Origin of the sequence: Vibrio sp. D417a, from assembly GCF_030248595.1 — a bacterium.
Classification (GTDB): Bacteria; Pseudomonadota; Gammaproteobacteria; order Enterobacterales; family Vibrionaceae; genus Vibrio; species Vibrio alginolyticus.
Genome location: NZ_JAHGAM010000016.1, coordinates 77100 through 102881 on the forward strand (window position 1 = coordinate 77100; position 25782 = coordinate 102881).

The window sequence follows — 25782 nt, forward strand, 5'->3', positions numbered from 1 at the left end:
CGTATGTTCCGTTAGCGAGATTCTTCGAACAGTTCTCGGCCTATTAACATGCGGCGAATCTCTGAGGTACCCGCGCCGATTTCATAAAGCTTTGCATCACGTAGCAAACGACCAGCAGGGTATTCATTGATGTAGCCATTCCCACCGAGCAGTTGTATTGCATCGAGTGCCATTTGTGTGGCGAGTTCTGCACTGTACAAAATCGCGCCAGCGGCGTCTTTGCGTGTTGCGTTACCTCGATCACAAGCCGCTGCGACGGTATATACATACGCTTTTGCTGCACTCATTCGAGAGTACATATCGGCGATCTTGCCCTGAACTAACTGAAACTCGCCAATGGATTTTCCAAACTGCTCTCGTTCATGTACGTACGGGACCACAATGTCCATGCAAGCTTGCATTATCCCGAGTGGTCCGGCAGCGAGGACGACGCGCTCGTAATCCAGCCCACTCATTAACACCTCGACGCCTTTATTCAACTCGCCAAGAATATTCTCTTTTGGCACTACGCAATGGTTAAATACAAGTTCGCAAGTATTCGAGCCTCTCATGCCTAGCTTGTCCAGCTTTTGAGCATGAGTGAAACCTGTGAAGTTACGTTCAATAATGAATGCGGTAATACCACGTGAACCTGCGCTGACATCCGTTTTAGCGTAAAGCACCACTACGTCAGCATCGGGCCCGTTTGTTATCCACATTTTGTTGCCATTCAGTACAAAATGGTCGCCCTTGTTTTCCGCTTTCAGTTGCATGCTTATCACGTCTGAACCGGCATTGGGCTCACTCATCGCTAGGGCGCCAACGTGCGTACCATCAATGAGTTTTGGAAGGTATTTTTCGCGTTGAGAAGGCGTGCCGTTACGAAAGATTTGGTTGACGCACAGGTTAGAATGAGCGCCGTAGCTTAAAGCGACAGATGCAGAGGCACGGCTGATTTCTTCCATGGCAACAACGTGAGCGAGGTATCCCATGCCTGCACCACCAAGCTCTTCATCGACGGTCACACCAAGCAACCCCATTTCTCCGAACAAAGGCCATAAATGATTCGGGAACTGGTTATCGCGGTCTATCTCAGCGGCGATGGGCGCAATATGTTCCGTAGCAAAGGCATTAACGTGTTCTCGGAGCATATCGATGGTATCACCAAGTCCGAAATTGAGTGGGGTATAGGTGCTTTTCATAACGTCTCCCGGTATCAGAGGTAAGGTGGAAAAGCCTGTAGCGGTGTTGCTAATTGAGTATAGCGTTTATGTCTGCTTGCTTTTGAGTGTTTGAATACAACGCTCCTTAGCGGCATTCAACTCTGCCATAACGACGCTGATGTCGTTGAGTTGTTGCTGTAGGACGGCTTGTTTCTCTTCAATGATATTGAGCATTTTCAATAACTGTCCTTCGGTTTGTTGCATGTCGTAGAGCTCGAAAAGTTCACGAATTTCTGCCAACGAAAAACCGAGTCGTTTCCCTCTTAAAATCAGTTTGAGGCGAATTCTATCCCTGCGTTGATAAACGCGCATATTGCCTTTTCGCTCTGGTTCAATCAGACCCACGTCTTCATAAAACCGGATACTGCGAGTAGTAATATCAAACTCCTTGGCGAGGTCACTGATCTTGTATTTTTCCATAACATACTTACCTCGAATAAAAATCCAGTTTCTGGAAATCGAACCTTAAATGGGAAGGCCGAACATCAACTTTGAAATATAAACGTCTGCTTGGTGTGTTTTTTCATCTCATTGTAAAGGCTAGTGCTATGCTTACGTAAACGTCAAGAAATCGCGGAATGAAAGTTTGTTAGTGAAAAAGGCGATAAAGGCTGGTGTGGCGCTTGGTGAGTAATTCTATGTAGGGTGTCATCAGTCTGCCAAGTGTTCACATATACCTTAAGGGAATGCGAATCATGGGAAAAGACATCTGGATTGTCAGCGCGAAAAGAACGCCAATTGGGCGCTTTCAAGGCAAGTTGCAAACTTACTCTGCTCCTCAATTAGGCGCACTGGCGATCAAGGCGGCAATGCACGAAGTGAATGTGACTTCGGTGGATGAAGTGTTCATGGGATGTGTGCTTCCAGCAGGGTGTGGACAAGCTCCTGCTAGGCAAGCATCTATGGGGGCAGATCTTCCTTTGGGCGTAGGGTGCACCACCATTAACAAAGTGTGTGGCTCTGGCATGAAGAGCGTCATGTTAGCGCACGATCTCATTAAAGCTGGAACGATTCGCTCTGCCATTGCTGGTGGTATGGAAAGTATGACCAATGCGCCGTATTTGCTGAGGGAGGCGAGAAAGGGAATGCGCATGGGGCACCAGTCTACGTATGACCACATGTTTCTCGATGGGCTACAAGATGCTTACGAAGGGCACTTAATGGGTGTTTATGCTCAGCAAGTCGCTGACAGGCTTAAGTTCACCAGAGAGCAAATGGATGAATGGGCCGTGATGTCGGCAAAACGTGCGTTGGAAGCTCAAGAGCGAGGCTTGTTTGCCGATGAACTTTCGCCGGTTTCACTCAATACCAAGTCAGAACAAGCGGTGCTGGACTACGATGAGCACCCTCGCTCGATTGACCTTGGTAAAATTCCTCAACTCAAACCTGCATTCGATGAAAAAGGTACGGTGACCGCTGCTAATTCGAGTGCCATTTCAGATGGCGCGGCGGCTCTGGTGCTTATGGATGAAGACACTGCGCGTCATCAGGGGCTTAAACCACTTGCGTTCATCAAGGCGCACTCTACACATGCCAGAAAACCTGCAGAATTTACTTTGGCCCCCGTCTACGCAATTGAGCAACTGCTGTTCCAGCTAGATTGGTCCATTTATGAAGTGGACCTGTGGGAAATCAATGAAGCCTTTGCCGTCGTGACACAAATAGCGGTGGCGGAACTTGGGCTTGATACGAGCAAAGTAAATATTAAAGGTGGAGCCTGTGCACTTGGGCATCCGATAGGGGCTAGTGGCGCACGAATTCTGGTGACATTGATTCACACTTTGCGTCAGTTACAAGCGCTAGGCACCAATGGTGATCTCGAAGCCAAAAAAGTGATGCGGGGTGTTGCGTCACTTTGTATCGGTGGTGGAGAAGCCACGGCGATAGGCATTGAAATACCGCTTTAATTGAAATCAGAAAGGAGTAAATGATGACTCGTTTGGTTCCCTTGTTTATTGGTGGCGAGTTTCGTGAATCTCAAACATCGGATTGGGTTGAGGTAACCAATCCTGCCACTAATGATGTCATTGCGTACGTTCCATGTTCCACAGAGCACGAGATGGAAGCCGCCATTGATAATGCGAAAGAGACATTCCAATCCTGGAAGGAAGTGGCAGTATCCGAGCGTGCCAGAGTCATGCTGCGTTATCAGCACTTGCTCAAAGAGCATCATGATGAGCTTGCCACACTGCTTTCTCATGAAACGGGTAAGATTTTAGCGGATGCTAAAGGCGATGTGTGGCGAGGCATAGAGGTTGTTGAGCAGGCTGCAAATATTGCCAGCAACATGATGGGCGAAACCGTCGAAAACGTTGCCACGGATATTGATAGTTACTCAATGATTCAGCCCCTAGGTGTGTGTTGCGGCATTACGCCATTTAACTTTCCTGCCATGATTCCGTTGTGGATGTTCCCAATCGCTATCGCTGCGGGCAATACATTTGTGCTTAAACCCTCCGAACAAGTGCCGTTGACCTCTATTCGTTTAGCTGAACTATTTGAGCAAGCTGGCGCGCCGGAAGGAGTGTTGCAGATCGTTCATGGCCGCAAAGAGCAAGTCGACTTTCTTCTGGCTCATCCTGATATTCGAGCGGTGTCATTTGTTGGCTCGGTTCCCGTTGCCCGTTATATCTACACCACAGGGACTAAACATTTTAAACGGGTTCAAGCTTTTGCTGGTGCAAAGAATCACATGGTGATCATGCCTGATGCAAACAAAGATCAAGTGGTGAATAACCTAATCGGAGCCTCCGTAGGGGCTGCGGGGCAGCGTTGTATGGCAATTTCTGTTGCGGTATTTGTCGGTGATTCAAAACAATGGATTACAGACCTCAAACAGGCAATGGCGAAAGTACACCCAGGGCCTTGGGACGATGAGCAAGCTGCTTATGGCCCACTGATCAGTGAGCAAGCTAAACAACGCGTATTGGACCTAATTGAAGATGGCAAACAACAAGGCGCAGTGTGTGAACTCGATGGCAGTCAGTGTGAAGTGGAAGGCTTTCCCGATGGAAACTGGATTGGCCCAACCTTGTTTAGCGGTGTAACAGCGAACATGTCGATTTACACGCAAGAGATATTTGGCCCTGTCTTAGTTTGTATGGAAGTCGAAACGTTGCAAGAAGCTATTGAGTTAGTGAATCGCAACCCTTACGGCAATGGAACTTCTATATTTACCGCTAATGGCGCTGCTGCGAGAAAATATCAGCATGACATTCAAGTCGGTCAGGTTGGGATCAATGTGCCTATTCCAGTCCCTTTACCATTTTTCTCCTTTACTGGTTGGAGAGGCAGTTTCTATGGTGATTTACATGCGTATGGTAAACAAGCGGTACGTTTTTATACCGAGACTAAAACGGTGACGGCGCGTTGGTTTGATGACGATATTCCAACGGGGCCTAATTTGACCATCCAACTGCGCTGAGTGAATAAAAGGAGCTTTTATGGACTTTGAACTTAATGAAGATCAACGTGCATTTGCCGATACCGCTCAACAATTTGCCGATGAGCGTTTAGCACCGATGGCGGCGGAGTGGGATGAAAAGCAGATTTTCCCCAAAGACGTATTGAGAGAGGCGGGGGAACTGGGGTTTCTCAGTCTCTACACACCAGAAGAACATGGCGGCTTAGGGTTAAGCCGTTTGGATGCTTCAATTATCTTTGAACAACTGGCCATGGGATGTACGTCCACTACGGCGTTTATGACGATTCACAACATGGTGAGTTGGATGATAGCCAGTTTTGCTACCGATGAAGCCAAAACGCAGTTCTGTCCGAAACTAGTTACGGGGGAGTGGTTAGGCTCCTATTGCTTAACCGAACCCAACGCAGGATCAGACGCCGCTGCACTGACCACTTCCGCTACAAAAAAGGGAGATAAGTATGTCATCAACGGCGGCAAAACCTTTATCTCTGGCGCAGGAGAGACAGATGTTTTGGTCGTGATGGCGCGAACCGGAGATGAGGGTGCCAAAGGCGTGTCCGCATTTGTTGTTCCTGCTCAAGCAGATGGCATCAGCTATGGGCGTAAAGAACCCAAAATGGGCTGGAACAGCCAACCAACACGAGCGGTTACTTTTGAAAATGTCGTTATTCCAGCTAGCCATTTACTGGGCGAAGAAGGGCAAGGTTTTGTCTTTGCGATGAAAGGGCTTGATGGAGGGCGTATAAATATTGCGACCTGTTCCGTCGGTACGGCTCAACAGGCCCTTGAACAGGCGACACAGTATATTCAGGAGCGTAAGCAGTTCGGCAAACCGCTTGCGCAGTTTCAAGCCTTACAATTCAAATTAGCAGACATGGCGACAGAGCTCGTGGCTGCACGGCAGTTAGTGCGCTATGCCGCCAGCAAGCTCGACCGAAATGACCCCGATGCGACGGCTTATTGCGCGATGGCAAAACGGTTCGCGACTGATGTGGGCTTTCAGGTTTGCGACCACGCGCTACAGCTTTATGGCGGCTATGGTTACATCAAAGAGTATCCAATGGAGCGTCATTTCAGAGATGTGCGTGTGCATCAAATTCTGGAGGGGACAAACGAAATCATGCGCTTGATCATCGCGCGCCGTTTACTCTCAGAGGAGTCGGCCTTGCTGTAGCGAAGTATTGGATTTGCTCATTGAGAAAGGATTCAGATATGCCATTAACCCAAGAAGCCATTCAACATACGATCACTAATCACGTTGCGGTGGTGACGATGAACAACCCGCCAGCCAATACGTGGACAGCAGAGAGCCTCAAGGTACTGAAGTCGCTGATACTCACACTTAACAATGATAAGCAGGTCTACGCACTGGTTTTAACCGGCAGTGGAGAAAAGTTTTTCTCTGCTGGTGCAGATCTCAAGCTATTTTCTGACGGTGACAAAGCGGTTGCGTTAGACATGGCGCGATGCTTTGGTGAAGCCTTTGAAATGCTCTCGGAATTCCGTGGTGTTTCCATTGCCGCTATTAATGGTTACGCCATGGGTGGAGGTTTAGAAGTGGCATTAGCTTGTGATATTCGAGTCGTTGAAGAGCAAGCGGTACTTGCTTTACCTGAAGCCAAAGTCGGACTTTTGCCCTGCGCTGGCGGTACCCAAAACCTCACAGCGTTAGTAGGGGAAGGCTGGGCAAAGCGTATCATTTTATGTGGAGAGCAAGTCAGCGCTGACAAAGCAAAAGAACTAGGCCTAGTTGAGGAGTTGGTTCCCAAAGGTGAAGCTTTAAGTAAAGCGCTGGAACTTGCTGAATCTGTTGCGAACCAGTCACCATCTTCTGTCGCCGCATGTAAGGCGCTCATTCAAAATATGCGCTCTGCGCCACTTAAGCACGGCTTAATGAAAGAGCGAGAGTTGTTTCTGAATCTTTTTGATACGGAAGATCAAGTTGAGGGTGTTCGCGCCTTTTTAGAAAAACGCCCACCGCAATGGAAAAACCGATAGGAGGCCACATGGCAGGGATGGTAACCATTAGTGAAATAGAGTGCTTAGATGGCGTGCACCGCATTGGTATCGCAACGTTAGACAACACCGCTTCATTGAATGCATTGACGTATGACATGTTAGTCCAACTTAACGATCAGCTTATCAAGTGGCAAGACGATCCGCATGTGACTTGTGTGGTACTTACTGGCGCTGGAGAAAAAGCATTCTGTGCTGGTGGCGATGTTCGAGCTATGTATCACGTCATGCATAACGAGAGTAAAGAAAAAATCGTAGAGTTCTGTACGAACTATTTCTCGTTGGAGTATGAGTGTGACTATCTCATCCACACTTACAACAAACCCATTATCGGTTGGGGAGAAGGTATTGTCATGGGCGGTGGGATGGGGCTTTTTATGGGAACCAGCCATAAAGTTGTGACAACAACATCACGCCTTGCTATGCCAGAAATCAATATCGGACTGTATCCTGATGTGGGAGGTACGTGGTTTTTAAGCCAGATAGATCCGCAAGTGGGCTTATTCCTCGGATTGACAGGTTCAATGGTAAATTCAAGTGACGCTGTCACTATTGGTTTGGCCGATTGGTTACTGTTGGAAGAGCAGTATCCCACCTTACTGGATGAGCTAAAGCGGCTCCAGTGGGGCAAAGAAGATGCGAAAGAGTTGGTAACTGCGCTACTACAATTAATGGAAGAACAGGTTATTGATAGCAAACCAACCACGCAAATTTGTCCATACTTAGATCAGATAGAGGAAGCGTGCAAAGGCTTTGATCTTAATGCGATAGCACAGCGAATCATGGCTATCGACGGGAACAGTCAGTGGATAGAAAACGCGAAACAAACGTTCGCATCGGGCAGTCCGATCACCGCGCATATTTGCTTTAGACAAGTGAAAGAGTACCACAGCTTACCGCTTGCAGATTGCTTCCGTTTAGAGTTGAGTTTGTCGGTTCGCAGTGCCTTATTAGGTGAGTTTAAAGAGGGCGTCCGTTCTCGGCTCATTGACCGGGATGGCGAGCCGAGCTGGATATTTAACAGTGTCAGTGAAGTCGATGAAGATGTTATCGATACTTTGTTTACCTCGCTTTGGTCAGATAACGAGCATCCGCTTGCTAATTTGGGTGAACAAACACTAGGTCAATAAGGAGAATGATCATGAGTACCATCGCATTTATCGGTTTAGGAAGGATGGGGCATCCTATGGCGCAAAACTTACTCGCGTCTGGATTTAACGTGCAAGTATTCGATGTCGATAGCGAAGCCGCAAAGCAACTAGTACCTTTTGGTGCGGTGGTGGCGAGCTCTATCGAAGAGGTAGTAGATGGTGCTAGCACAGTCATCACGATGCTACCAGCAGGGTCTCACGTTCGTTCCGTGTATCTTGGTGACTTACATGGTGGCGTAGGTGTCCTCAATCTTGTCTCGCCAAGTACCTTGATGATTGATTGTTCAACCATTGATCCGGACTCTGCGCGATTAGTCGCCAATGAAGCGGCAAATAAACGCGTGTTGTTTGTCGACGCGCCCGTTTCGGGGGGCGTTGCTGGCGCTAAAGCGGCGACATTAACCTTTATTGTTGGTGGTTCGGATCAAGCGTTTTCTAAAGCCAATGCGATTTTGCAGTATATGGGAAAAAATGTTTTCCATGCTGGCAAAGCAGGCGATGGTCAAATGGCGAAAATCTGTAACAACCTTATGCTCGGCATTTTAATGTCTGGTACGTGCGAGGCATTAAACCTAGGTATCGATCATGGACTCGATCCAAAAGTGCTATCAAACATCATGCTGCAAAGCTCTGGCCGAAATTGGGCATTGGAGCTTTACAATCCTTGCCCAGGCGTGATGGACAGTGCGCCGTCCAGTCACGATTACCAGCCGGGCTTTATGAGCAAACTTATGCTAAAAGATCTCGGCTTGGGGTTAGATGCGGCGTTACAAACACATTCTTCGGTTCCGATGGGGTCGTTAGCGCGCAACTTATATTCTTTCCACAACGCGAGCGGCCACGGCGAGCTCGATTTCTCAAGCTTATTTGAGTTATACAAGAGTAAGAAAGGCTAGACCGAGTTTTGTGACAAACCAGCCCGAGATGGTGACCTAAAACGCGCATCATTTCGGCCAACTTAGACTGGTTGAGATAGAGAACATTACGAGCTATGGAGTGCACCAATATGGACATAAAAAGTAGTGTTATTGCCATTACAGGAGCAGGGCAGGGGCTTGGGCAAATGATGGCCATTACCCTTGCTCAAGCTGGCGCTGATTTAGCGTTGTTGGATGTAAACGCCAGTGGCTTAATGGAAACACAAGAGCAGTGTCGAATGCTGAGTGCGAAAGCGTTGACATATCAAGTGGATGTCACCAACGAAATCGACGTTGAAACCACGTTTGAAGCGATTATCCAAGATTTTGGTCAACTCAATGGGTTAGTCAATAACGCTGGCGTGTTAAGAGATGGGTTACTTGTAAAAGCAAAAGATGGCGTGATCAGTAAGATGTCTTTGGATCAATTCAATTTGGTCATGAACGTTAACGTGACAGGAACATTTTTGTGTGGGCGTGAAGCGGCCGTCAAGATGATTGAGAGTGGCTCCCAAGGCGTTATCATCAATATTTCTAGTGTTGCGAGAGCAGGGAATATCGGACAAACCAATTATTCTGCATCTAAAGCGGCGGTCGCGACCATGGCGACAACATGGGCCCGTGAGCTCGCAAGATACGGTATTCGTGCGGCGGCGGTTGCACCAGGTGTAGTACACACCGCGATGGCAGAGCAAATGAAACCCGAAGCCATAGAGCGATTAGAAAAGATGATCCCAGTTGGCAGGATGGGCGAAACAAGCGAAATCGCGCATGCAGTAAAATACATTATTGAGAGTGATTACTTTACTGGCAGGGTTTTAGAAGTGGATGGCGGTATTCGTATGTAAGTGACCACTGAAATAAGGCTCTGATAGACCTGAATAATAAGTTTCTTTCCATTTCAACATTTTCTATGTTGTGGAGTGCTCATTCTGCGCAGCCCAAATGTATTTACAACTTATGTTTGGATTTACCTTGAGAATGATTTCTCACAATCCAATAAAGAGATGCAAATACCACTCAAATATTAAGTGAAATCATTAATTTGATTCTGATCACACTTTTGGTTTTTTAGTTTCCGCTTCTCATTAAGGCTATCTGCGTAAATGAAGTTGATAGTCAGTCTCATCAATTTTTAGTTTCAACTGTTTGTTTTTAAATAATTAATTGTTGAAGCACGAGAAATTCGTGTTGAAGTTAATATTCTATTTAAAGTGTGTAACTTCCATTAATGGAAGGTTAGTTTCCAGTTGTGGCTAATGAGCTTTAACTTTTTACTCCTCATAATGCGCCAAATGTAACATAGTGTTTCAAAGTGTAACAATAAACTCACACTAAGAGTGTGGTTTTGATCTCCACTCAATTCCGTTTTGTTTCGCTCTGAGCCCGACGTTACTCATGCTCAACACATAAACATTCTAATGACTATAACAACTGGTTCTTGGCTTGATACCAATCGTATCGTAGCAAATAACGGTTCATTCTAGCTGGTTAAATGCTTGATGACGAAGTTGAAAAATTTTAAGTAGAATAACTACTTATCGAAGTTTCTTCTTGTTCTCATACATTACCTCTGCGCTATTTGTGAGCTCTTATTTACTTTGATTGGCATCTGTTTTGAAACCAGACAACCATCGAGAAAGTTAATGGAAGCCTCAAGATATAAACGCATCTTGTCGAGGGGAAGTTTGGCGTCCGTCATACTTATGCTCTCAGGATGTAATTCAGCTTTACTTGACCCCAAAGGTGCCATTGGTGTGCAAGAAAAAGAGTTAATTATTACTGCTCTTTTGCTGATGTTGATCGTTGTAATCCCTGTGATTTTAATGACGATTTACTTCGCTTACCGATACCGCGCCTCTAACACTGAAGAAGAGTACGCACCCGAGTGGTCACACTCGACCAAAATCGAAGTGGTGGTATGGACAATTCCAATCATCATCATTGCGATTCTTGCGACGATCACATGGCGTTCGACTCATGAACTAGAGCCATCCAAACCTTTGGAAAGTGATGTTAAACCAATGACCATCGAAGTGGTGTCACTCGATTGGAAATGGTTGTTCATTTATCCAGAAGAAAACATTGCGACGGTGAACTATGTGGCGTTCCCGAAAGACGTGCCAGTGCAGTTCAAACTGACTTCGGACAACATCATGAACGCTTTTTTCATCCCTCGCTTAGGTACACAGATCTACGCGATGCCAGGCATGGTAACCAAGCTCAACCTGATAGCGAACCACGAAGGTGACTACAAGGGTTTTGCATCGAACTACAGCGGCGAAGGCTTTTCGCAAATGAAGTTCACAGCTTCAGCAATGTCTGATCGTGCTGCGTTCCTAAATTGGGTGCAGAAAGTGAAGGCGAGCCCTGATCGTATTGAAGATTGGGAGCAATACAGCTCACTGGCAGCGCCAAGTATCGCAGAGCCAGTCACTTTGTTCTCTAGCGTTCCTCCGTTCTTGTTCACCGACGTTGTGACTCAGCATCCTGGTTCAATGAACTGTTTGCCTGAAAACCAAGGATAATCGTAATGTTTGGAAGATTAACTCTTGATTCAGTTCCATTCCACGAACCTATTATCGTCATCACCCTAGCGGTTGTGGCGCTGGTTGGTTTAGCCGTAGTTTACGCGGTGACCAAAGCCGGAAAGTGGCAATATTTGTGGAATGAATGGTTTACTTCAGTAGACCATAAAAAACTTGGCTTCATGTACATCGCAGTAGCGATGGTGATGCTTGTTCGTGGTTTTGCTGACGCAGTCATGATGCGTAGTCAGCAACTCCTTTCTTCTGCGGGTGAAGCAGGTTACTTACCACCGCATCACTACGATCAAATTTTTACTGCCCATGGCGTGATCATGATCTTCTTCGTAGCGATGCCATTGGTCATTGGTCTGATGAACATCATCGTGCCACTGCAGATTGGTGCGCGTGACGTAGCTTTCCCGTATCTGAATAACTTGAGCTTCTGGCTGTTTGTTGTAGGTGTCATCCTAACAAACATGTCTCTCGGCTTAGGTGAATTTGGTCGTACCGGCTGGTTGGCGTATCCGCCGCTTTCAGGTATTGAGGCTAGCCCAGGAGTCGGGGTCGACTATTGGATTTGGGCGCTGCAGATATCAGGTGTTGGTACGACGTTAACAGGCGTGAACTTCTTCGCGACCATTTTGCGTATGCGTACACCGTCTATGCCAATGATGAAGATGCCAGTTTTCACTTGGGCGTCTCTGTGTGCAAACATTTTGATCATCATTTCATTCCCAATCCTAACGGTGACTATCGCTCTGCTTACGCTGGATAGATACCTAGGCATGCACTTCTTTACCAATGATCTTGGCGGCAACGTAATGATGTACGTCAACCTGATTTGGGCTTGGGGTCACCCAGAAGTGTACATCTTGATTTTGCCAATTTTTGGTGTGTTCTCAGAAGTCACCGCAACCTTCTCACGTAAAAAGTTGTTCGGTTACACATCGCTAGTTTGGGCTACCGTAGTTATCACGATTCTTGCCTTTGTCGTTTGGCTACACCACTTCTTTACGATGGGGTCTGGCGCGAACGTAAATGCCTTCTTCGGTATTGCCACGATGATCATTTCTATCCCAACTGGGGTGAAGATCTTCAACTGGCTATTCACGATGTACAAAGGCCGCATCCGCTTTACGACGCCAATGATGTGGACGGTGGGCTTCCTTATCACCTTTACTGTTGGTGGTATGACGGGCGTACTAATGGCTGTTCCGGGCGCAGATTTCGTTCTGCATAACTCAGTATTCCTTATCGCTCACTTCCACAACGTTATCATCGGTGGTGTGGTGTTTGGATGTTTCGCTGCGATCACTTACTGGTTCCCGAAAGCGACCGGTTTCACCATGAATGAAACTTGGGGCAAACGCGCGTTCTATCTTTGGATTATTGGTTTCTTAATGGCGTTCTTACCGCTTTACGCGCTGGGCTTCATGGGGATGACTCGTCGTTTAAGCCAAGACATCAACCCAGAATACTTCCCACTGTTGTCGATTGCCGCAGCAGGTACGGTTGTGATTGCGCTGGGCGTATTGTCTCAGTTCATCCAAATTTACGTGAGTATCCGTGACCGCGAGCAAAACCGTGATCTAACTGGTGACCCGTGGGGTGGTCGTACTCTTGAGTGGGCAACATCGTCTCCACCGCCGTTCTACAACTTTGCGCACCTACCAAAAGGTGATGTGCTGGATGCCTTCTGGTACCAGAAACAAAGTGGCGAGTTCGATCCAAATAAAGAAGTGGAATACGAACGTATTCATATGCCAAAAAACACGGCAACAGGCATCTACGTGTCGGCTTGGTCGCTCCTATTTGGCTTCGGCATGATTTGGTACATCTGGTGGCTAGCGGCAGCAAGTTTGGTCGGTATTATCGTGACGTGTATTCAGCACAGCTACAACGATGACGTGGATTACTACGTGGAAGTTGAAGAGATCAAAGCAATTGAGGCCGAGCGTCGAGCTCAGCTTGAAGAAGCGAAGAAAAACTCAGTGAAAGACAGCGAAAGTAAAGATGATCTGGAGGTGACGTATGCAAACTAATATCGCAGCACATCACGACCATGATCACCACCATGACACGAATGGCAACAAGCTATTTGGCTTTTGGGTTTACCTGATGAGTGACTGCGTACTGTTTGCGACCTTGTTCGCGACATACGCTGTGTTGTCGAGCAATTCAATTGCGGGCCCAACAGGTAACGACATTTTCGAACTGCCATTCGTGTTTGTCGAAACCATGCTGCTGCTGTTTAGCAGTATCACATTTGGTTTTGGCATTATCGCGATGAAGCGCAACAATGTTGCTGGTCTCAAACGTTGGATGTTAGTCACGTTCGCGCTTGGTCTTGGCTTTATCTGTATGGAGGTCTATGAGTTCCATCACCTGATTGAAGAAGGCTATGGGCCCCAAACAAGTGCATTCCTGTCGGCATTCTTTACGTTGGTTGGTACGCACGGCCTGCACGTAACCTTTGGTCTGATTTGGTTAGCGGTAGCGTATCATCAACTGTCGACGAAAGGTCTGAACGACAATATGGCAATGCGCTTTAACTGCTTAAGCCTATTCTGGCACTTTCTAGATATCGTTTGGATTTGTGTCTTTACCATCGTTTACTTACTGGGGGTAATGTAATGGATCAACATGTAGAAACCAGTTCGTCAGATTACGTGAAAGGCTTTATTGCCTCACTGATTCTGACGGTAATTCCGTTCTACTTTGTTTGGACGAAATCATTACCAGATACAACGACCTATGCGATTCTATTTGGATGTGCATTAGTGCAGATATTTGTTCACTTTAAATACTTCTTGCACATGGAAACAAAAACATCCGACGGACGTTGGAATCTTGTATCACTGATGTTTACCGCCATTGTTGTACTTATCCTTATCGCTGGCTCGGTATGGATCATCTACAACATGAACGTCAACATGAAGTTGTAGGTCAAGGTATGCTGAAAAGTTATTTGTCTATCACTAAACCGGGCATTATTTTCGGCAACCTGATTTCTGTTGCGGCGGGGTTCTTCCTCGCCGCAAAAACAGAACCAGCCAGTCTAATGCTGTTCGTTACGACGTTAGTTGGTGTTGGGTTAGTCATCGCTTCAGGTTGTGTGGTGAATAATATTTTCGATCGTGATATCGACCAAAAGATGGCACGTACACGAAATCGTGAAACAGTGAAAGGCAACATCAATATCGATATTGCGTTTGTTTATGCACTTGCTTTATTGCTGGTAGGAACCGCACTGTTATTTATCCGAGTGAACCCACTATCCGCTGTCGTCGTGTTGCTTGGCTACGTGTATTACGTGTTCTTTTACACGATGTGGTACAAACGTAACTCGGTGTATGGAACCTTAGTGGGAAGTATCTCAGGCGCAGTTCCGCCATTGGTGGGTTACTTAGCGGTAACAAACTTCATTAGCTTGGAAGCGATTTTACTCTTTACCATGTTCTGTCTCTGGCAAATGCCGCACTCGTATGCCATTGCCATGTTCCGCATGCAAGACTACCGAGAAGCCGGGATTCCCGTATTGCCAGTTAAAGAAGGTATTCATAAAGCGCATCGACACATGAAAGCGTATGTCGTGGCGTTTGGAGCAGTATCGTTGGGGTTATTTTTACTAGGTGAAGCCGGGTATGAATACTTAGCGGTTGCAGCGGTTGTTTGCTTTATGTGGACGAAAGTGACCTTTCGCAGCATTGATGACAACAACTACATCGCTTGGTCAAAGTCGGTGTTTAAAGTCTCACTGCTAGTGGTGATGGGGATCAGTGGTGTGCTTGGTGTCGAGTTGATTCCTCTAGCTCTGTAACAACCAAACCTAAGCGTTTGCTAAACGCCAATATCTTTTGCTGCTGAATGCATGAATGGCCTTACCTGGAAGTAAGGTCATTTAACTTTCTATTGTCCTTTATTTTCACTGTTTTTCCTGTTCCTCCTCTAGCTTCACTATCACGTATTCATATCTAAAAGCAAAAACAACCAGTGTGTAAAACATAGTGGATCGCGCGTTTCCGCTGACGCGTAATAATGCCAAGAGATAGCGACGATTAAGCTAAAAGTATAAACAGCGCAATAACTCTACTTACCATATGAGAATTCAATATCGATAGTTTGTAATGTAAACATTTGGGGTAGTGCTAGTTCCCATAGCAGCATACAAACTAACAATGCGAATGTTTAAGTTGAATCACCAGCTAGCGAAATACACAAGTTTTACGACTGAAAGTGGGTGAGGAAGCATCTTAACTCCAGTGAAATGAACACGATTAAGAATCATCCTTTTACATAGTCTAAAAACTCACTAAACATTAACCCAGATTAAAGTTTTGTCGTCTCCGAGGCATTAAGGTGCGCCTGTAGTTTGCAGGTCTCAAGGATTCAGAGAAGGAACAGCCATACATCGTGTATCGCTGTTCCTTTTTCGTTCTTGTTTACTTGCGAACAGATAAAACATAAAGACAACTTTAAGAGGACTGGTTTTGAGCATTTTGTTTTCCGAAGCCCGCATTGGCAACATGACCCTAAAGAACCGTTTTGTGAGAAGCGCAACGTGGGAGAACATGGCGACCGAAGATGGTCATATGACGGCAAAGCTTTACGATATTTACGAAACGCTTGCGAAAGGGGAAGTTGGGCTTATTGTTACGGGTTATGCCAATATCGTTGAAGAAGAGAAACCCAACGCAGGTATGATGGGGATCTACAACGACTCTTTTATTGAAGAATACAAAAAGCTAACAGAGCTAGTACATCAACAAGATTCTAAAATCGTGATGCAAATTGCTTACGGTGGCACCAAAACCACCCATAACGTCGGTGAGCGTGTCATCTTCGCTCCGAGTGACGTGCCTGAGCGTGGTACAAATACGCAAGGCAAAGCGATGACAAAGGACGAAATCGACTACATCGTAAAGGCATTCGCATTGGCGAGCAAACGTGCTCAAGACGCTGGTTTTGACGGCGTAGAGATTCATGCGGCGCACACTTATTTAATTAACCAGTTTTTAAGCCCGTACTATAATCGTCGCGAAGACGAATATGGTGGTGGCTTAGAAAATCGCATGCGCTTTCTTTTAGAAATTTATTCTGAAACCAGAAAGCTGGTTGGAAGCGAATTTCCCATCCTCGTTAAACTGACGGCAACTGAGTTCTTTGACGGCGGTTTAACGTTCGATGAAACTCGCGTCGTCTGTAAGAAACTTGAAGAAGTAGGCGTTGATGCGATCATCGTATCTGGCAATGTTCACGGCAAAGCAAACGAACTTGTTGGTCAAACGTTCGATGGTTACACACTACAAGAAGAAGGTTACTTTCACGAATATGGTCACGTGATCAGTCAGGATGTTAGCATACCGGTGATTACTGTCGGCGGGCTGAGCGACATTGATGCGATTGAGAAAATTGCAGAAAACACAGATATCCAATTTTTTGCTGTGTCACGCCCTTTATTGGCTGAGCCGCAGTTGATCAAACGTTGGAAAGAAGGCAATCGCGCACCAGTAGATTGCGAACGTTGCTCAAAGTGTCGTACCAAGCGTGGTAACTTTTGCGTGGTGTATAAGAACCGAAATCGTCGCAAAAAATAGAACGAAGCGAATACACAAATACAAATTAGCCTCCACTCTGAATATGGAGGCTTTTAATTATCCGCATGTTAATCGAACCATTATTTATCTTCTTTTTGATAGTTTAAATAATGCACACAAAGATCGTGAAATGCTTTAGCTTGAGGCGAGATCGTGCGATCGGTTAACGTAAATATACCAATTTGCCTTTCAAGTGGTGGATCGATAAGCGGAATCCAAACCAAGCGTGTTTCATTGGTTGGGAAAGCAAGCTTCGGTAGGGTCGTGACACCAATCCCAAGTTCTAAGACAGAAAACAGTGAAGTAATATTTTCGACCGAATAGAGCGCTTGCTGACTCAGAGCTCTTGCTGGGGTTGGATCGAGAAGTGTACAAGTGCCGTTACGGATAAAGGGTTGTTCCAACAAAGTTTGCCACTCGATTCCTTCTGGATGACTTGCAATAGGGTTGTCCTTTAAACACACCACGCCTATTGGATCGGCTAACAGCGGCGTAAAGTCAATGCCGCCCTCATCGAGGTGAGAGGGGTTACCGAGCGCCAAGTCGACTTCACCGGAGAGTAAGCGAGCCTCGACGCCCGCCGCGTTATCATCGATCAAGCTTACTTCTACATTTGGATACTGCTCGCAAAAGGCACCCAACACGCTAGGGATGAGTTTCGCTGCAACAGAAGGAACGCTCGCAATTCGCACTCTCCCTTGCTGTCCGGCCGCGGCAGCTTTGAGATCGTTGTCCAGCGCACTGTAGATATTAAGAAACTGAACCACCTTGGGCAGACAAATTTCACCAAACGGGGTCAATTTGGTTTTGTTTCCGGGTTCAAACAGCGTTTGCCCTAGAATTTTTTCAAGCTCTTTTATCGATGTTGACAGTGCCGCCTGAGAACGATTTGCACGATGTGAAGCGGCTCGAAAGCCTCCTTCCTCGACTACCATCACAAAATGCATTAATTGTTGAAGCTTAATACTCATCCCTAATGCCTCTTAATCCCTTTATTTACGTTATTTTAAACAGAGTGATAAGTTTAATTTATCAAATGTCAAAAATTTACCGTTAGATTTATCGCCTGTCAATGTGCATCATTTAACCATATTGAAACAAAGCTGTTACAAAGGTTGAAAGGCACGTGAATACTCCTACTAAAAAACACCCAGTTAAAACCAGTCTATTTGCTTCTAAAGCGCCGCTTGAATGGGCGATAGTCAACAACGGAACCCTGTATACGGCTCAAATTCCTATTGATGACACAGGCGCGGTTGTGGAAGGCGGTATCGAAGCACAAACACGTCAAACCTTTAACAATCTCATTCACACCCTGGAGTGTGCAGGGGAGTCTTTGGACTCGGTGTTGCAGGTCCTGATTTATGTGACTGACAGAGAATACTTAAAGACCGTTAACCAAGTGTACGCGGAATATTTTGAAGCGCCGTACCCAAATCGCGCCGCCATGGTGGTTGCAGGGTTAGCGCGAGAAGAGATGTTGGTGGAGTTTGTTGTCTACGCGTCGGCAAGCCAACCAGAATAAATCCAACGAGAATAATTAGAGATCAGTGAGTGAGTGGCTTGCCATCACAAATCGGAAGAACAAGGAAAGAACCATGACTTTTATTAACAATGTTCAAGCAGAAAAATCCCTCTATATAGCAGGTGAATGGCAATCGGGCATGGACACCATCGCCAATATTAACCCTTCTGATATCAGCGAAAACATTGGCGATTTCGCACAAGCGAGTGTGTCGCAAGTAGAGCAAGCGATTCAAGCGGCTAAATCAGCGCAGCCAGAGTGGGAAAAAACACCAATCGAGCGCAAGCAAGCAGTGCTACAAGCGATTGGTGATGAGCTCATTGCACGATGTGACGAATTGGGCACCTTGCTTTCGCGTGAAGAAGGTAAGCCATTTGCTGAAGGTCGAGGTGAGATTTACCGTGCTGGCCAATTCTTCCAATACTTTGCTGCTGAGGTTCTGCGTCAAATTGGCGATAGCGCTGCTTCCGTCCGTCCAGGTGTCTCCGTTGAAGTTACTCGCGAAGCCGTCGGCGTTATCGCCATTATCTCTCCTTGGAACTTCCCAACAGCAACAGCGGCTTGGAAAATCGCGCCAGCACTTGCGTTTGGCAACAGCGTCGTCTGGAAGCCTGCCAACCTAACCCCAGCAAGTGCCGTTGCGCTGACAGAGATTATCCATCGCCAAGGTTTACCTGCTGGCACGTTTAACCTCGTTTTGGGTAGCGGTTCGCAAGTCGGTAATACCCTTATTAATTCGAAGGATGTGAACGGCGTGAGCTTCACTGGTTCTGTGGACACAGGCCGTAAAGTTGCAGCGGCAACGGCACCAAATTTTGTGCGTTGTCAGCTAGAGATGGGTAGCAAAAATGCGCTCGTAGTGGCAGATGATGCAGACATTCAGATTGCTGTCGAAGCAACAATCGCAGGCTCATTCTCGGGTGCAGGTCAAAAGTGCACCGCGTCTTCTCGTCTTGTCGTTATGGACGGAGTTCACGACGCGTATGTTGAAGCGCTAATCAAACGCATGAGCGAACTTAAAGTGGGTCACGCTCTAGAAGAGGGCGTGTTCATGGGCCCTGTTGTTGATGGTAACCAGCTGAATGCGAACTTTGAGTGGATCGAAAACGCACGCCAAGCAGGCGCGGAGCTGGCTTTCGGTGGTGAGCGTCTGAGCCTAGAGCATGACGGTTACTACATGTCACCAACTCTGTTTTTAAATACACAGAATGGCTGGGAAGTGAACCAAGAAGAAGTCTTTGCGCCAATGGCGAGCGTGATTCGCGTTTCTGATCTGGATGAGGCAATTGCAGTCGCGAACGATACGCGCTTTGGCCTGACAGGCGGCATTATCACGCAAAGCTTGCGTAATAGCGCGATCTTCAAACAGCAAGTCCAAACGGGCTGCGTCATGGTTAACTTGCCAACTGCGGGTACAGATTATCACGTTCCATTTGGTGGCCGTAAAGAGTCTAGCTTTGGTCCTCGTGAGCAAGGTCAGTACGCCAAAGAGTTCTACACCGTAGTGAAAACCGCTTATCAGCGTCCTTACTAAGATCGGCAGGGTAACTGATGGTGTCAGTTACCCGCACGAAAAGGCTAAGAAATTGTTTAAGGAGTGGTTATGTACCAACAACGGATTGTGATTGACGGATTGCAGTACTGCAATTGGGATCGAGAGTATTTCCAAACGCTTAAGGCGAGTGGCATTACCGCCGTTCATGCCACCATCGTCTACCACGAAACTGCGCGCGAAACCTTGACGCGTTTTGCTGAGTGGAACTTGCGCTTCGAGCAAAATGCAGACCTCATCATGCCTATTTATTCAATGGCAGATGTAGAAAAAGCCAAAGCAGAAGGCAAAGTCGGCATCTTCTTCGGCGCGCAAAATTGCTCACCAATCGATGATGAAATTGGCCTGATTGAAGTGATGCGCCGTCAAGGTCTGCTGATCATGCAACTGACCTACAACAACCAAAGCTTACTGGCGACAGGTTGTTACGAACAAAATGATTCCGGCGTAACTCGCTTTGGTAAGCAAGCGATTGAAGAGATGAACCGAGTCGGGATGATCATTGATATGTCCCACAGCGCGGAGCGTTCGACGTTGGAAGCTATCGAGCTCTCTTCGCGTCCAATTTGTATCAGCCATGCTAACCCGACGTTTGCGCATGACGCACTGCGCAACAAATCCAACACCGTGATCAAAGCACTGACGGAGCGCGGTGGTTTGATTGGATTCAGTTTATATCCATTCCATTTGCCAAATGGCAGCCAGTGCACGCTGGATGATTTCTGCCAGATGGTAGCGAAAACCGCAGACATGTTTGGCGTCGACCATTTAGGCATCGGTAGCGATTTGTGCCTAAATCAGCCGCAACAAGTGTTGGAGTGGATGCGCAACGGGCGTTGGTCAAAAGCGATGGATTACGGCGAAGGTTCAGCAAGTAACTCGGGATGGCCAGATGCGCTGCCATGGTTCTGCGGCAGCGCAGGGATGGAGAACATCTACAACGGATTAATGGGTCACGGATTCAGTGAATCTGAGGCTGGAAAAATATTGGGTGAAAACTGGTTCAACTTCCTTAAAGAAGGATTAGAGCCTTTTTCATAGCATTCCCCAAAGTAGGAACCGCCTGCCCACATAATAACAATACGGCAGGCGTAAAACTCACATTTGTAGCCAGTCTTTGGCTGCTGCAAAGAACCTCTGGAGCCAGAGTATGTCTGATTTAACCAATAGCATGAAAGCTTCCACGATGAGCGTGTCATCGGGCAAGTCAAAAGCAAAACACAACACATCAACAACAGAAAACACGACGGACAAATTAGGACTGAATAACCCGGCCTTTTGGTATAGCGGTGGTTTCATCGCGTTGTTCGTTGCTATTGCACTTTATGACGGCGAGCTGTTATCTACGATCGTTAACGCCGGTTTTAGCTGGGCAGTTCAGGTGTTTGGTCCATACTGGCAGTTACTGCTGCTTCTCACTTTTCTTGTTGGTCTTGGCTTGGCTGCAGGGCGAACAGGCAAGGTGATGTTGGGCGGGATTGCAAAACCAGAAATGGATTCTTTCCGCTGGATGGCGATTATTTTCTGTACCTTATTGGCTGGTGGTGGTGTTTTCTGGGCCGCGGCTGAGCCTATCGCGCATTACGTTAGCCCACCCCCTTTGTACGGCGCGCAAGATAACCCGCAGCAAGGTGCGGTGAATGCGTTGTCGCAATCCTTTATGCACTGGGGCTTTCTGGCTTGGGCGATTGTAGGTAGCTTAACTTCCATCGTGGTGATGCACCTGCATTACGACAAAGGTTTACCACTAAAACCCCGTATTTTGCTTTACCCAGTCTTGGGCGAACGAGCACTTAAAGGCCAACTCGGTGCATTGATTGACGCGTGCTGCATTATCGCGGTAGCCGCGGGCACCATCGGACCAATTGGGTTTTTAGGCTTGCAGGTTAGCTACGCGTTAAATGCGCTGTTTGATATTCCTGATGGCTTTACCACTCAGCTTATCATCATCTTGTTTGCGATTGCTCTTTACACCTTGTCAGCACTCAGTGGATTAAGCAGAGGCATGCAACTGCTTAGTCGTTACAACGTGATTCTGGCAATGGCATTGATGGTTTACATCCTGTTTTTTGGCCCTACGAATTTTATCTTTAACGGATACATTCAAGGTGTAGGGAGTATGCTAGATAACTTTATCCCAATGGCGACCTATCGTGGTGATGAAGGTTGGCTAAGCTGGTGGACAGTATTTTTCTGGGGCTGGTTCCTTGGTTATGGTCCGATGATGGCAATTTTTATTGCGCGTATTTCCCGTGGTCGAACTATCCGCCAAGTCATTTCCACCATCAGTATTGTGGCTCCGTTAACCACCTGTTTTTGGTTCACGATTGTGGGCGGCTCAGGCCTTGCGTTTGAAATTGCTGAACCGGGTAGCGTGAGTGCGGCGTTCGAAGGCTTTAACCTGCCAGGTGCTTTGCTTGCGGTGACTCAGCAACTACCAATGCCAATGTTGACTTCAATTCTATTTCTGATTTTAACCACGATCTTCATCGTCACGACGGGCGACTCAATGACCTACACAATCAGTGTCGTGATCAGTGGTGAAACGGAGCCGAATGCGATCATCCGTACCTTCTGGGGCGTAATGATGGGTGTGACGGCATTGATCCTAATTTCCCTTGGCTCTGGCGGCATTTCTGCACTGCAATCTTTCATTGTGATTACCGCGGTTCCGGTTTCGCTGATTCTGTTGCCGTCACTTTGGAATGCACCGCAAATCGCAATCAAAATGGCGAAAGAGCAAGGGCTATAACAATTATCTAATTCAAACAACGTGGAGCTTGTGCGGGTGTTTTCCTCCTGCATCCGCACAAACCCTAGTATTCTTACAATAACAAATAGGTGGTGAGCAAAATGGATGCACATCGTTCTACTTATACGGAAGCAACTATGCGCGATGCAGCGATTGTCATGGCAGCCGAAAGGCTTGGCGCAATGCACCAAAACCGAATTAGCTTTGTACGCAGTCTGATTCGTAATATGGCAAGCCAAAACTGGCAAGTAACCAAGCATGAGTGGCAGCTTTGTCCTCGTGGTTATGGTCATGTGATTTACAAATTGACCACGCCAGAGCACGTTTATCATTTGGTGGTATTCTGTGATGAAATTGCCGACGACGAGCGTAATGATCGCGTTATTGCAGAAAAGTGGGACGTCACATTTGCACTGGTTCAAGGCGATGTTGATGTTACTTTGTTGGAAAGATTGCGAGAAAATGTACCGCTACAAGAAGCGGGGCGTAATCCAAACAACGTACTTGTTCTTGCTCGCGCAAATAAAAGTGTGCGCGTGTTTGAGCACATTGTTAGCGCGCTTTCTCAAGGCGAGCAGCCTGAGCCGAAAGAGTTAGCGGAAGTGGGTTATATCCTGCGTACCACAGCTGTTTATGGTAACGGAAAGTTTGGTATCGCCGATTTCAAACTGTTAGAGAACAACTCAGATTTCAGCCAGTCTTTTAGTGCGCAAATGTGTGCAGTATATATGTTGCGTGAATTCAGCCTAGATTGGGTGCACTATCTGGCACTTCAACAAGGTGGCGACAACGCGGTGGCTTTGCATCGTGGCTTGCAGCGCTACCTTGGTGTCGGCAATGCGACTGGCTTAGGCATGGCTCCATACTTGATTAATCATCCGTGTATTGTTGACCAATGGATGACCTCTCGTGAACGTGCGGTAGCGCGAGTCTTTGCGATGCCATGTGAAGCGTCGTTCCATGCTCCTTTGCAAGGATTGCTGCAAAAAGCACAGCGTCATTTAGAGCAAGTCATCACCATCAATGAACATCAAGACAGGCTCAATCATCAAGCGATAGCAGACATCAAACAACTGCTATCGAAGCTAACAACGTTAATGGCATTACATCCGAACTGGGCGAGTTTGGTCGAGCATAAGAAAACAATGAGTGTGGAAGCCCAAGAAATCCTCACCTCTTGCTTGATCGAACTCTACCCATCTTTAGTGGATGAATTTGCTAGCCAAATGAATACGGATGAAACGTTATCTATTCCGGGCGGGAAAAAGATCCAAGATTTACTGGAAGTGTTGCAAAGCAAGTACCGCTGGGCGATTGATGCGGATTACTCACTAGCCGAGAACAACTACTGGTTCTGGTATCGCTCACAAGATAAAGAAGAGCCAAGGCTTGGTGTTCGCGGGGAAGAGGCTGGAGAAGAAAAAGAACTGCCGCTTGATATCGGCAGACAAGTGAATCGCTTGTACCAGGCCTTGCTTGACTGTGATGTAGAAATGTCCGTAGCAGAGTTTCTATTGCAAAAACCGGCTTATCGTTCGATCACACGTCGCGTATGGACGCTAGGCAACCGTGCGATGGGGGATATTCAAATGAATGTGCTGCGTAAAGATGCGTTACCAATGCACTTACTGCGCTGTAAATTGGCGATCTTTGGCGCGACTAAGTTTGATCCGCGCTCGGATCGTTGGGTTCGAGTAACTTTCTTCCAAGGTGCGCCGTTGTTAGATGAAATTCACGACCCTAAACTGGCAGACACATGGATTTTCCCTAGCATGCCGCCACGTGACGAAATTGCGCAAAGTGATAATCAAAAAATCAGTGGAGGATTTGCATTATGATCGTCTCTCACAACGAATTGGTGGCCGCGGTTAATAAGGCATTTCTTGGCATGCGCCGTCACTGTGGTGAGGCGGATGTCATTGCGAACATGGTGGCGGACTTGCAAATGGTTGGCTTACATGGAGTTCGCCATTTTAATAACGCCAGTCTGTTTCTTGGGTTAGATTCAGACTGCGCCGTATCGGTGATCAACAGCACACCGTCAAGCATAGAGGTAGAACTGCACAACGGGAGTGTAGCGTGTCATTTACCCGCTGTGTTGGATTTCGCGCTCGAGAAAATGATCAACCGTAAGTCGATTACCATTACGTTGAAACAGTGTCATAACCGTTGGCTGGGTTTCAGTGAGTTGTTGAAGCTCTCTGCGAAAGGCATTGCGTGTCGAGCACAGTGGGTCAATGGCTCAAGTCCCAAGCGAACGCTTTATGTGTTAAACCGTGGACGAATCGCACCAGAAGTCTTTTTCTCGGATCAGTTTGATGTGCATGATACGGATTTGCATAGTATGGTTATCGAGCTCTCCGTGAACGATTTCGATATCGAGAAAAGTGCACAAGGGTATACCACCCACATTGAAGGTGATGAGTTAAGCCGTACGCAACAAGCTTCTTGGCAAAATGGTATCTTTGTCGAAGACCAAGAATGGGAAACACTGAAACAAACCGCAACCGCGTTGCTGGTGGAGAACAGTGAGCGTTCTATGCTCGGTGCTGGCGGTGTGGTTTAAGCGATGAAAGGCGATGATTCCAAGTAGAAGTGATGAAGGCTGCTCTTTAGCGGCCTTTTTTGTGCGCGAAGTTTGGTCACTTCTGAAGTTCAAAGACTATGATTACCGTTATCCGCAAGATGGAGCAACACAGGTAAGAAAAATGGATCTGCAAGAGAATAAAAGAAATGCCATTGCGTTTTACGAAACCGCCTATCGAGGTAATCCAAGAAAAGCGGTTGAAGACTATGTTGGCGATGAGTACATTCAGCACAATCCATTAGTTGGAAATGACCCCGAGGCTTTTATCGAGTATTTTGAGCGGATGCAAAATGAGTATCCCAATAAAGACATTACGTTTGTGCGAGCCATTGCTGAAGGGAACTTGGTGGCACTACACACTCACCAAACATGGCCTAATGATATTGAATACGTGACAATGGATTTCTTTCGTTTTGATCACAATGGGAAGATCGTCGAACATTGGGACGCTCTGCAAGAGATTCCTAAAGAAACATTGAATGGTCACACCATGTATTAACGAGTCGTTGACGAGTCTCCCATGCCGTTTAT

The 25782-nt window shown here is 46.8% G+C and carries 23 protein-coding genes; 20 read left to right on the top strand and 3 right to left on the bottom strand.

What is annotated here, in order from left to right; genetic code table 11:
* Positions 1 to 11: 11 nt before the first annotated feature.
* The gene (locus KI742_RS16045) at positions 12 to 1181 is read right to left on the bottom strand and encodes an isovaleryl-CoA dehydrogenase (RefSeq protein ID WP_213893353.1); all 1170 of its coding nucleotides are present in this window, start codon (positions 1179 to 1181) and stop codon (positions 12 to 14) included.
* Between the two features lie 66 nt (positions 1182 to 1247).
* Positions 1248 to 1622: a MerR family DNA-binding transcriptional regulator gene (locus KI742_RS16050; RefSeq protein WP_017821195.1), complete on the bottom strand. Its 375-nt coding sequence runs from the start codon at positions 1620 to 1622 to the stop codon at positions 1248 to 1250.
* Positions 1623 to 1897: 275 nt separating this feature from the next.
* Here KI742_RS16050 and KI742_RS16055 point away from each other — a divergent pair, with 275 nt between their 5' ends.
* From KI742_RS16055 to KI742_RS16115, 13 genes are all read left to right on the top strand, one after another.
* On the top strand, positions 1898 to 3109 hold the full coding sequence (locus tag KI742_RS16055; RefSeq protein ID WP_285386082.1) for an acetyl-CoA C-acyltransferase: 1212 nt from the start codon (positions 1898 to 1900) through the stop codon (positions 3107 to 3109).
* A 23-nt stretch (positions 3110 to 3132) separates the two neighbouring features.
* The gene (locus KI742_RS16060; protein ID WP_213915508.1) at positions 3133 to 4626 is read left to right on the top strand and encodes a CoA-acylating methylmalonate-semialdehyde dehydrogenase; all 1494 of its coding nucleotides are present in this window, start codon (positions 3133 to 3135) and stop codon (positions 4624 to 4626) included.
* 19 nt (positions 4627 to 4645) lie between these two features.
* The gene (locus tag KI742_RS16065) at positions 4646 to 5800 is read left to right on the top strand and encodes an acyl-CoA dehydrogenase family protein (protein ID WP_213901635.1); all 1155 of its coding nucleotides are present in this window, start codon (positions 4646 to 4648) and stop codon (positions 5798 to 5800) included.
* Positions 5801 to 5838: 38 nt separating this feature from the next.
* The gene (locus tag KI742_RS16070; RefSeq protein ID WP_053349982.1) at positions 5839 to 6624 is read left to right on the top strand and encodes an enoyl-CoA hydratase; all 786 of its coding nucleotides are present in this window, start codon (positions 5839 to 5841) and stop codon (positions 6622 to 6624) included.
* Between the two features lie 8 nt (positions 6625 to 6632).
* Positions 6633 to 7772 (top strand): enoyl-CoA hydratase/isomerase family protein, encoded by a 1140-nt coding sequence (locus KI742_RS16075; protein WP_025767666.1) that lies wholly within the window; start codon positions 6633 to 6635, stop codon positions 7770 to 7772.
* An 11-nt stretch (positions 7773 to 7783) separates the two neighbouring features.
* The gene (gene mmsB, locus KI742_RS16080; RefSeq protein ID WP_262652996.1) at positions 7784 to 8689 is read left to right on the top strand and encodes a 3-hydroxyisobutyrate dehydrogenase; all 906 of its coding nucleotides are present in this window, start codon (positions 7784 to 7786) and stop codon (positions 8687 to 8689) included.
* 110 nt (positions 8690 to 8799) lie between these two features.
* A complete protein-coding gene (locus KI742_RS16085; protein WP_005375778.1) occupies positions 8800 to 9558 on the top strand; it encodes an SDR family oxidoreductase in 759 nt (252 codons plus the stop codon).
* A 798-nt stretch (positions 9559 to 10356) separates the two neighbouring features.
* Positions 10357 to 11238 carry a ubiquinol oxidase subunit II gene (gene cyoA / locus KI742_RS16090; protein ID WP_005388604.1) on the top strand — a complete coding sequence of 294 codons (882 nt, stop codon included), beginning with the start codon at positions 10357 to 10359 and terminating at the stop codon, positions 11236 to 11238.
* 5 nt (positions 11239 to 11243) lie between these two features.
* Positions 11244 to 13280, top strand: a complete 2037-nt coding sequence (cyoB, locus tag KI742_RS16095; RefSeq protein WP_033906952.1) for a cytochrome o ubiquinol oxidase subunit I — start codon at positions 11244 to 11246, stop codon at positions 13278 to 13280.
* The gene (gene cyoC / locus KI742_RS16100) at positions 13270 to 13872 is read left to right on the top strand and encodes a cytochrome o ubiquinol oxidase subunit III (RefSeq protein WP_213911998.1); all 603 of its coding nucleotides are present in this window, start codon (positions 13270 to 13272) and stop codon (positions 13870 to 13872) included. The genes cyoB and cyoC overlap by 11 nt, the downstream gene beginning before the upstream one ends.
* Positions 13872 to 14183 (top strand): cytochrome o ubiquinol oxidase subunit IV, encoded by a 312-nt coding sequence (gene cyoD, locus KI742_RS16105; protein ID WP_005375783.1) that lies wholly within the window; start codon positions 13872 to 13874, stop codon positions 14181 to 14183. Before cyoC ends, cyoD begins: the two co-directional genes overlap by 1 nt.
* A complete protein-coding gene (gene cyoE, locus KI742_RS16110) occupies positions 14144 to 15058 on the top strand; it encodes a heme o synthase (RefSeq protein ID WP_017634257.1) in 915 nt (304 codons plus the stop codon). Before cyoD ends, cyoE begins: the two co-directional genes overlap by 40 nt.
* 670 nt (positions 15059 to 15728) lie before the next feature.
* Entirely contained in the window at positions 15729 to 16835 is a 1107-nt protein-coding gene (locus tag KI742_RS16115; RefSeq protein WP_086047323.1) for an NADH:flavin oxidoreductase, read from the top strand.
* Between the two features lie 80 nt (positions 16836 to 16915).
* Here KI742_RS16115 and KI742_RS16120 read toward each other — a convergent pair whose 3' ends face one another.
* The gene (locus tag KI742_RS16120; RefSeq protein ID WP_005375788.1) at positions 16916 to 17806 is read right to left on the bottom strand and encodes a LysR family transcriptional regulator; all 891 of its coding nucleotides are present in this window, start codon (positions 17804 to 17806) and stop codon (positions 16916 to 16918) included.
* 155 nt (positions 17807 to 17961) lie between these two features.
* Here KI742_RS16120 and KI742_RS16125 point away from each other — a divergent pair, with 155 nt between their 5' ends.
* The 7 genes from KI742_RS16125 to KI742_RS16155 all read left to right on the top strand — a co-directional run bounded on the left by KI742_RS16125 (position 17962) and on the right by KI742_RS16155 (position 25750).
* Entirely contained in the window at positions 17962 to 18360 is a 399-nt protein-coding gene (locus tag KI742_RS16125; RefSeq protein WP_005375789.1) for a RidA family protein, read from the top strand.
* 73 nt (positions 18361 to 18433) lie between these two features.
* Positions 18434 to 19894, top strand: a complete 1461-nt coding sequence (locus KI742_RS16130) for an aldehyde dehydrogenase family protein (RefSeq protein ID WP_031781215.1) — start codon at positions 18434 to 18436, stop codon at positions 19892 to 19894.
* 69 nt (positions 19895 to 19963) lie between these two features.
* Complete coding sequence (locus tag KI742_RS16135; RefSeq protein ID WP_213876118.1) at positions 19964 to 20953, top strand: membrane dipeptidase; 990 nt, start codon at positions 19964 to 19966, stop codon at positions 20951 to 20953.
* Positions 20954 to 21062: 109 nt separating this feature from the next.
* Positions 21063 to 22664, top strand: coding sequence for a BCCT family transporter (locus KI742_RS16140; protein WP_285386084.1), 1602 nt, complete (start codon positions 21063 to 21065; stop codon positions 22662 to 22664).
* Between the two features lie 101 nt (positions 22665 to 22765).
* Entirely contained in the window at positions 22766 to 24502 is a 1737-nt protein-coding gene (locus tag KI742_RS16145; RefSeq protein WP_213876122.1) for a hypothetical protein, read from the top strand.
* The gene (locus KI742_RS16150; RefSeq protein ID WP_285386085.1) at positions 24499 to 25230 is read left to right on the top strand and encodes a DUF3726 domain-containing protein; all 732 of its coding nucleotides are present in this window, start codon (positions 24499 to 24501) and stop codon (positions 25228 to 25230) included. Before KI742_RS16145 ends, KI742_RS16150 begins: the two co-directional genes overlap by 4 nt.
* 142 nt (positions 25231 to 25372) lie before the next feature.
* Positions 25373 to 25750, top strand: coding sequence for a nuclear transport factor 2 family protein (locus tag KI742_RS16155; protein WP_306309115.1), 378 nt, complete (start codon positions 25373 to 25375; stop codon positions 25748 to 25750).
* Positions 25751 to 25782 lie beyond the last annotated feature (32 nt).

Excerpts from the sequence above, each read along its gene's own strand:
- KI742_RS16070 (WP_053349982.1), top strand. The coding sequence starts at position 5,839 with ATGCCATTAACCCAAGAAGCCATTCAACATACGATCACTAATCACGTT.
- KI742_RS16075 (WP_025767666.1), top strand. The coding sequence starts at position 6,633 with ATGGCAGGGATGGTAACCATTAGTGAAATAGAGTGCTTAGATGGCGTG.
- cyoB (WP_033906952.1), top strand. The coding sequence starts at position 11,244 with ATGTTTGGAAGATTAACTCTTGATTCAGTTCCATTCCACGAACCTATT.
- KI742_RS16120 (WP_005375788.1), bottom strand. The coding sequence starts at position 17,806 with ATGAGTATTAAGCTTCAACAATTAATGCATTTTGTGATGGTAGTCGAG.
- KI742_RS16155 (WP_306309115.1), top strand. The coding sequence starts at position 25,373 with ATGGATCTGCAAGAGAATAAAAGAAATGCCATTGCGTTTTACGAAACC.
- KI742_RS16065 (WP_213901635.1), top strand. The coding sequence starts at position 4,646 with ATGGACTTTGAACTTAATGAAGATCAACGTGCATTTGCCGATACCGCT.
- KI742_RS16130 (WP_031781215.1), top strand. The coding sequence starts at position 18,434 with ATGACTTTTATTAACAATGTTCAAGCAGAAAAATCCCTCTATATAGCA.
- KI742_RS16060 (WP_213915508.1), top strand. The coding sequence starts at position 3,133 with ATGACTCGTTTGGTTCCCTTGTTTATTGGTGGCGAGTTTCGTGAATCT.
- KI742_RS16135 (WP_213876118.1), top strand. The coding sequence starts at position 19,964 with ATGTACCAACAACGGATTGTGATTGACGGATTGCAGTACTGCAATTGG.
- KI742_RS16055 (WP_285386082.1), top strand. The coding sequence starts at position 1,898 with ATGGGAAAAGACATCTGGATTGTCAGCGCGAAAAGAACGCCAATTGGG.
- mmsB (WP_262652996.1), top strand. The coding sequence starts at position 7,784 with ATGAGTACCATCGCATTTATCGGTTTAGGAAGGATGGGGCATCCTATG.
- KI742_RS16150 (WP_285386085.1), top strand. The coding sequence starts at position 24,499 with ATGATCGTCTCTCACAACGAATTGGTGGCCGCGGTTAATAAGGCATTT.
- cyoE (WP_017634257.1), top strand. The coding sequence starts at position 14,144 with ATGGATCATCTACAACATGAACGTCAACATGAAGTTGTAGGTCAAGGT.
- KI742_RS16050 (WP_017821195.1), bottom strand. The coding sequence starts at position 1,622 with ATGGAAAAATACAAGATCAGTGACCTCGCCAAGGAGTTTGATATTACT.
- KI742_RS16145 (WP_213876122.1), top strand. The coding sequence starts at position 22,766 with ATGGATGCACATCGTTCTACTTATACGGAAGCAACTATGCGCGATGCA.
- cyoD (WP_005375783.1), top strand. The coding sequence starts at position 13,872 with ATGGATCAACATGTAGAAACCAGTTCGTCAGATTACGTGAAAGGCTTT.
- KI742_RS16085 (WP_005375778.1), top strand. The coding sequence starts at position 8,800 with ATGGACATAAAAAGTAGTGTTATTGCCATTACAGGAGCAGGGCAGGGG.
- KI742_RS16045 (WP_213893353.1), bottom strand. The coding sequence starts at position 1,181 with ATGAAAAGCACCTATACCCCACTCAATTTCGGACTTGGTGATACCATC.
- KI742_RS16140 (WP_285386084.1), top strand. The coding sequence starts at position 21,063 with ATGTCTGATTTAACCAATAGCATGAAAGCTTCCACGATGAGCGTGTCA.
- cyoA (WP_005388604.1), top strand. The coding sequence starts at position 10,357 with ATGGAAGCCTCAAGATATAAACGCATCTTGTCGAGGGGAAGTTTGGCG.
- cyoC (WP_213911998.1), top strand. The coding sequence starts at position 13,270 with ATGCAAACTAATATCGCAGCACATCACGACCATGATCACCACCATGAC.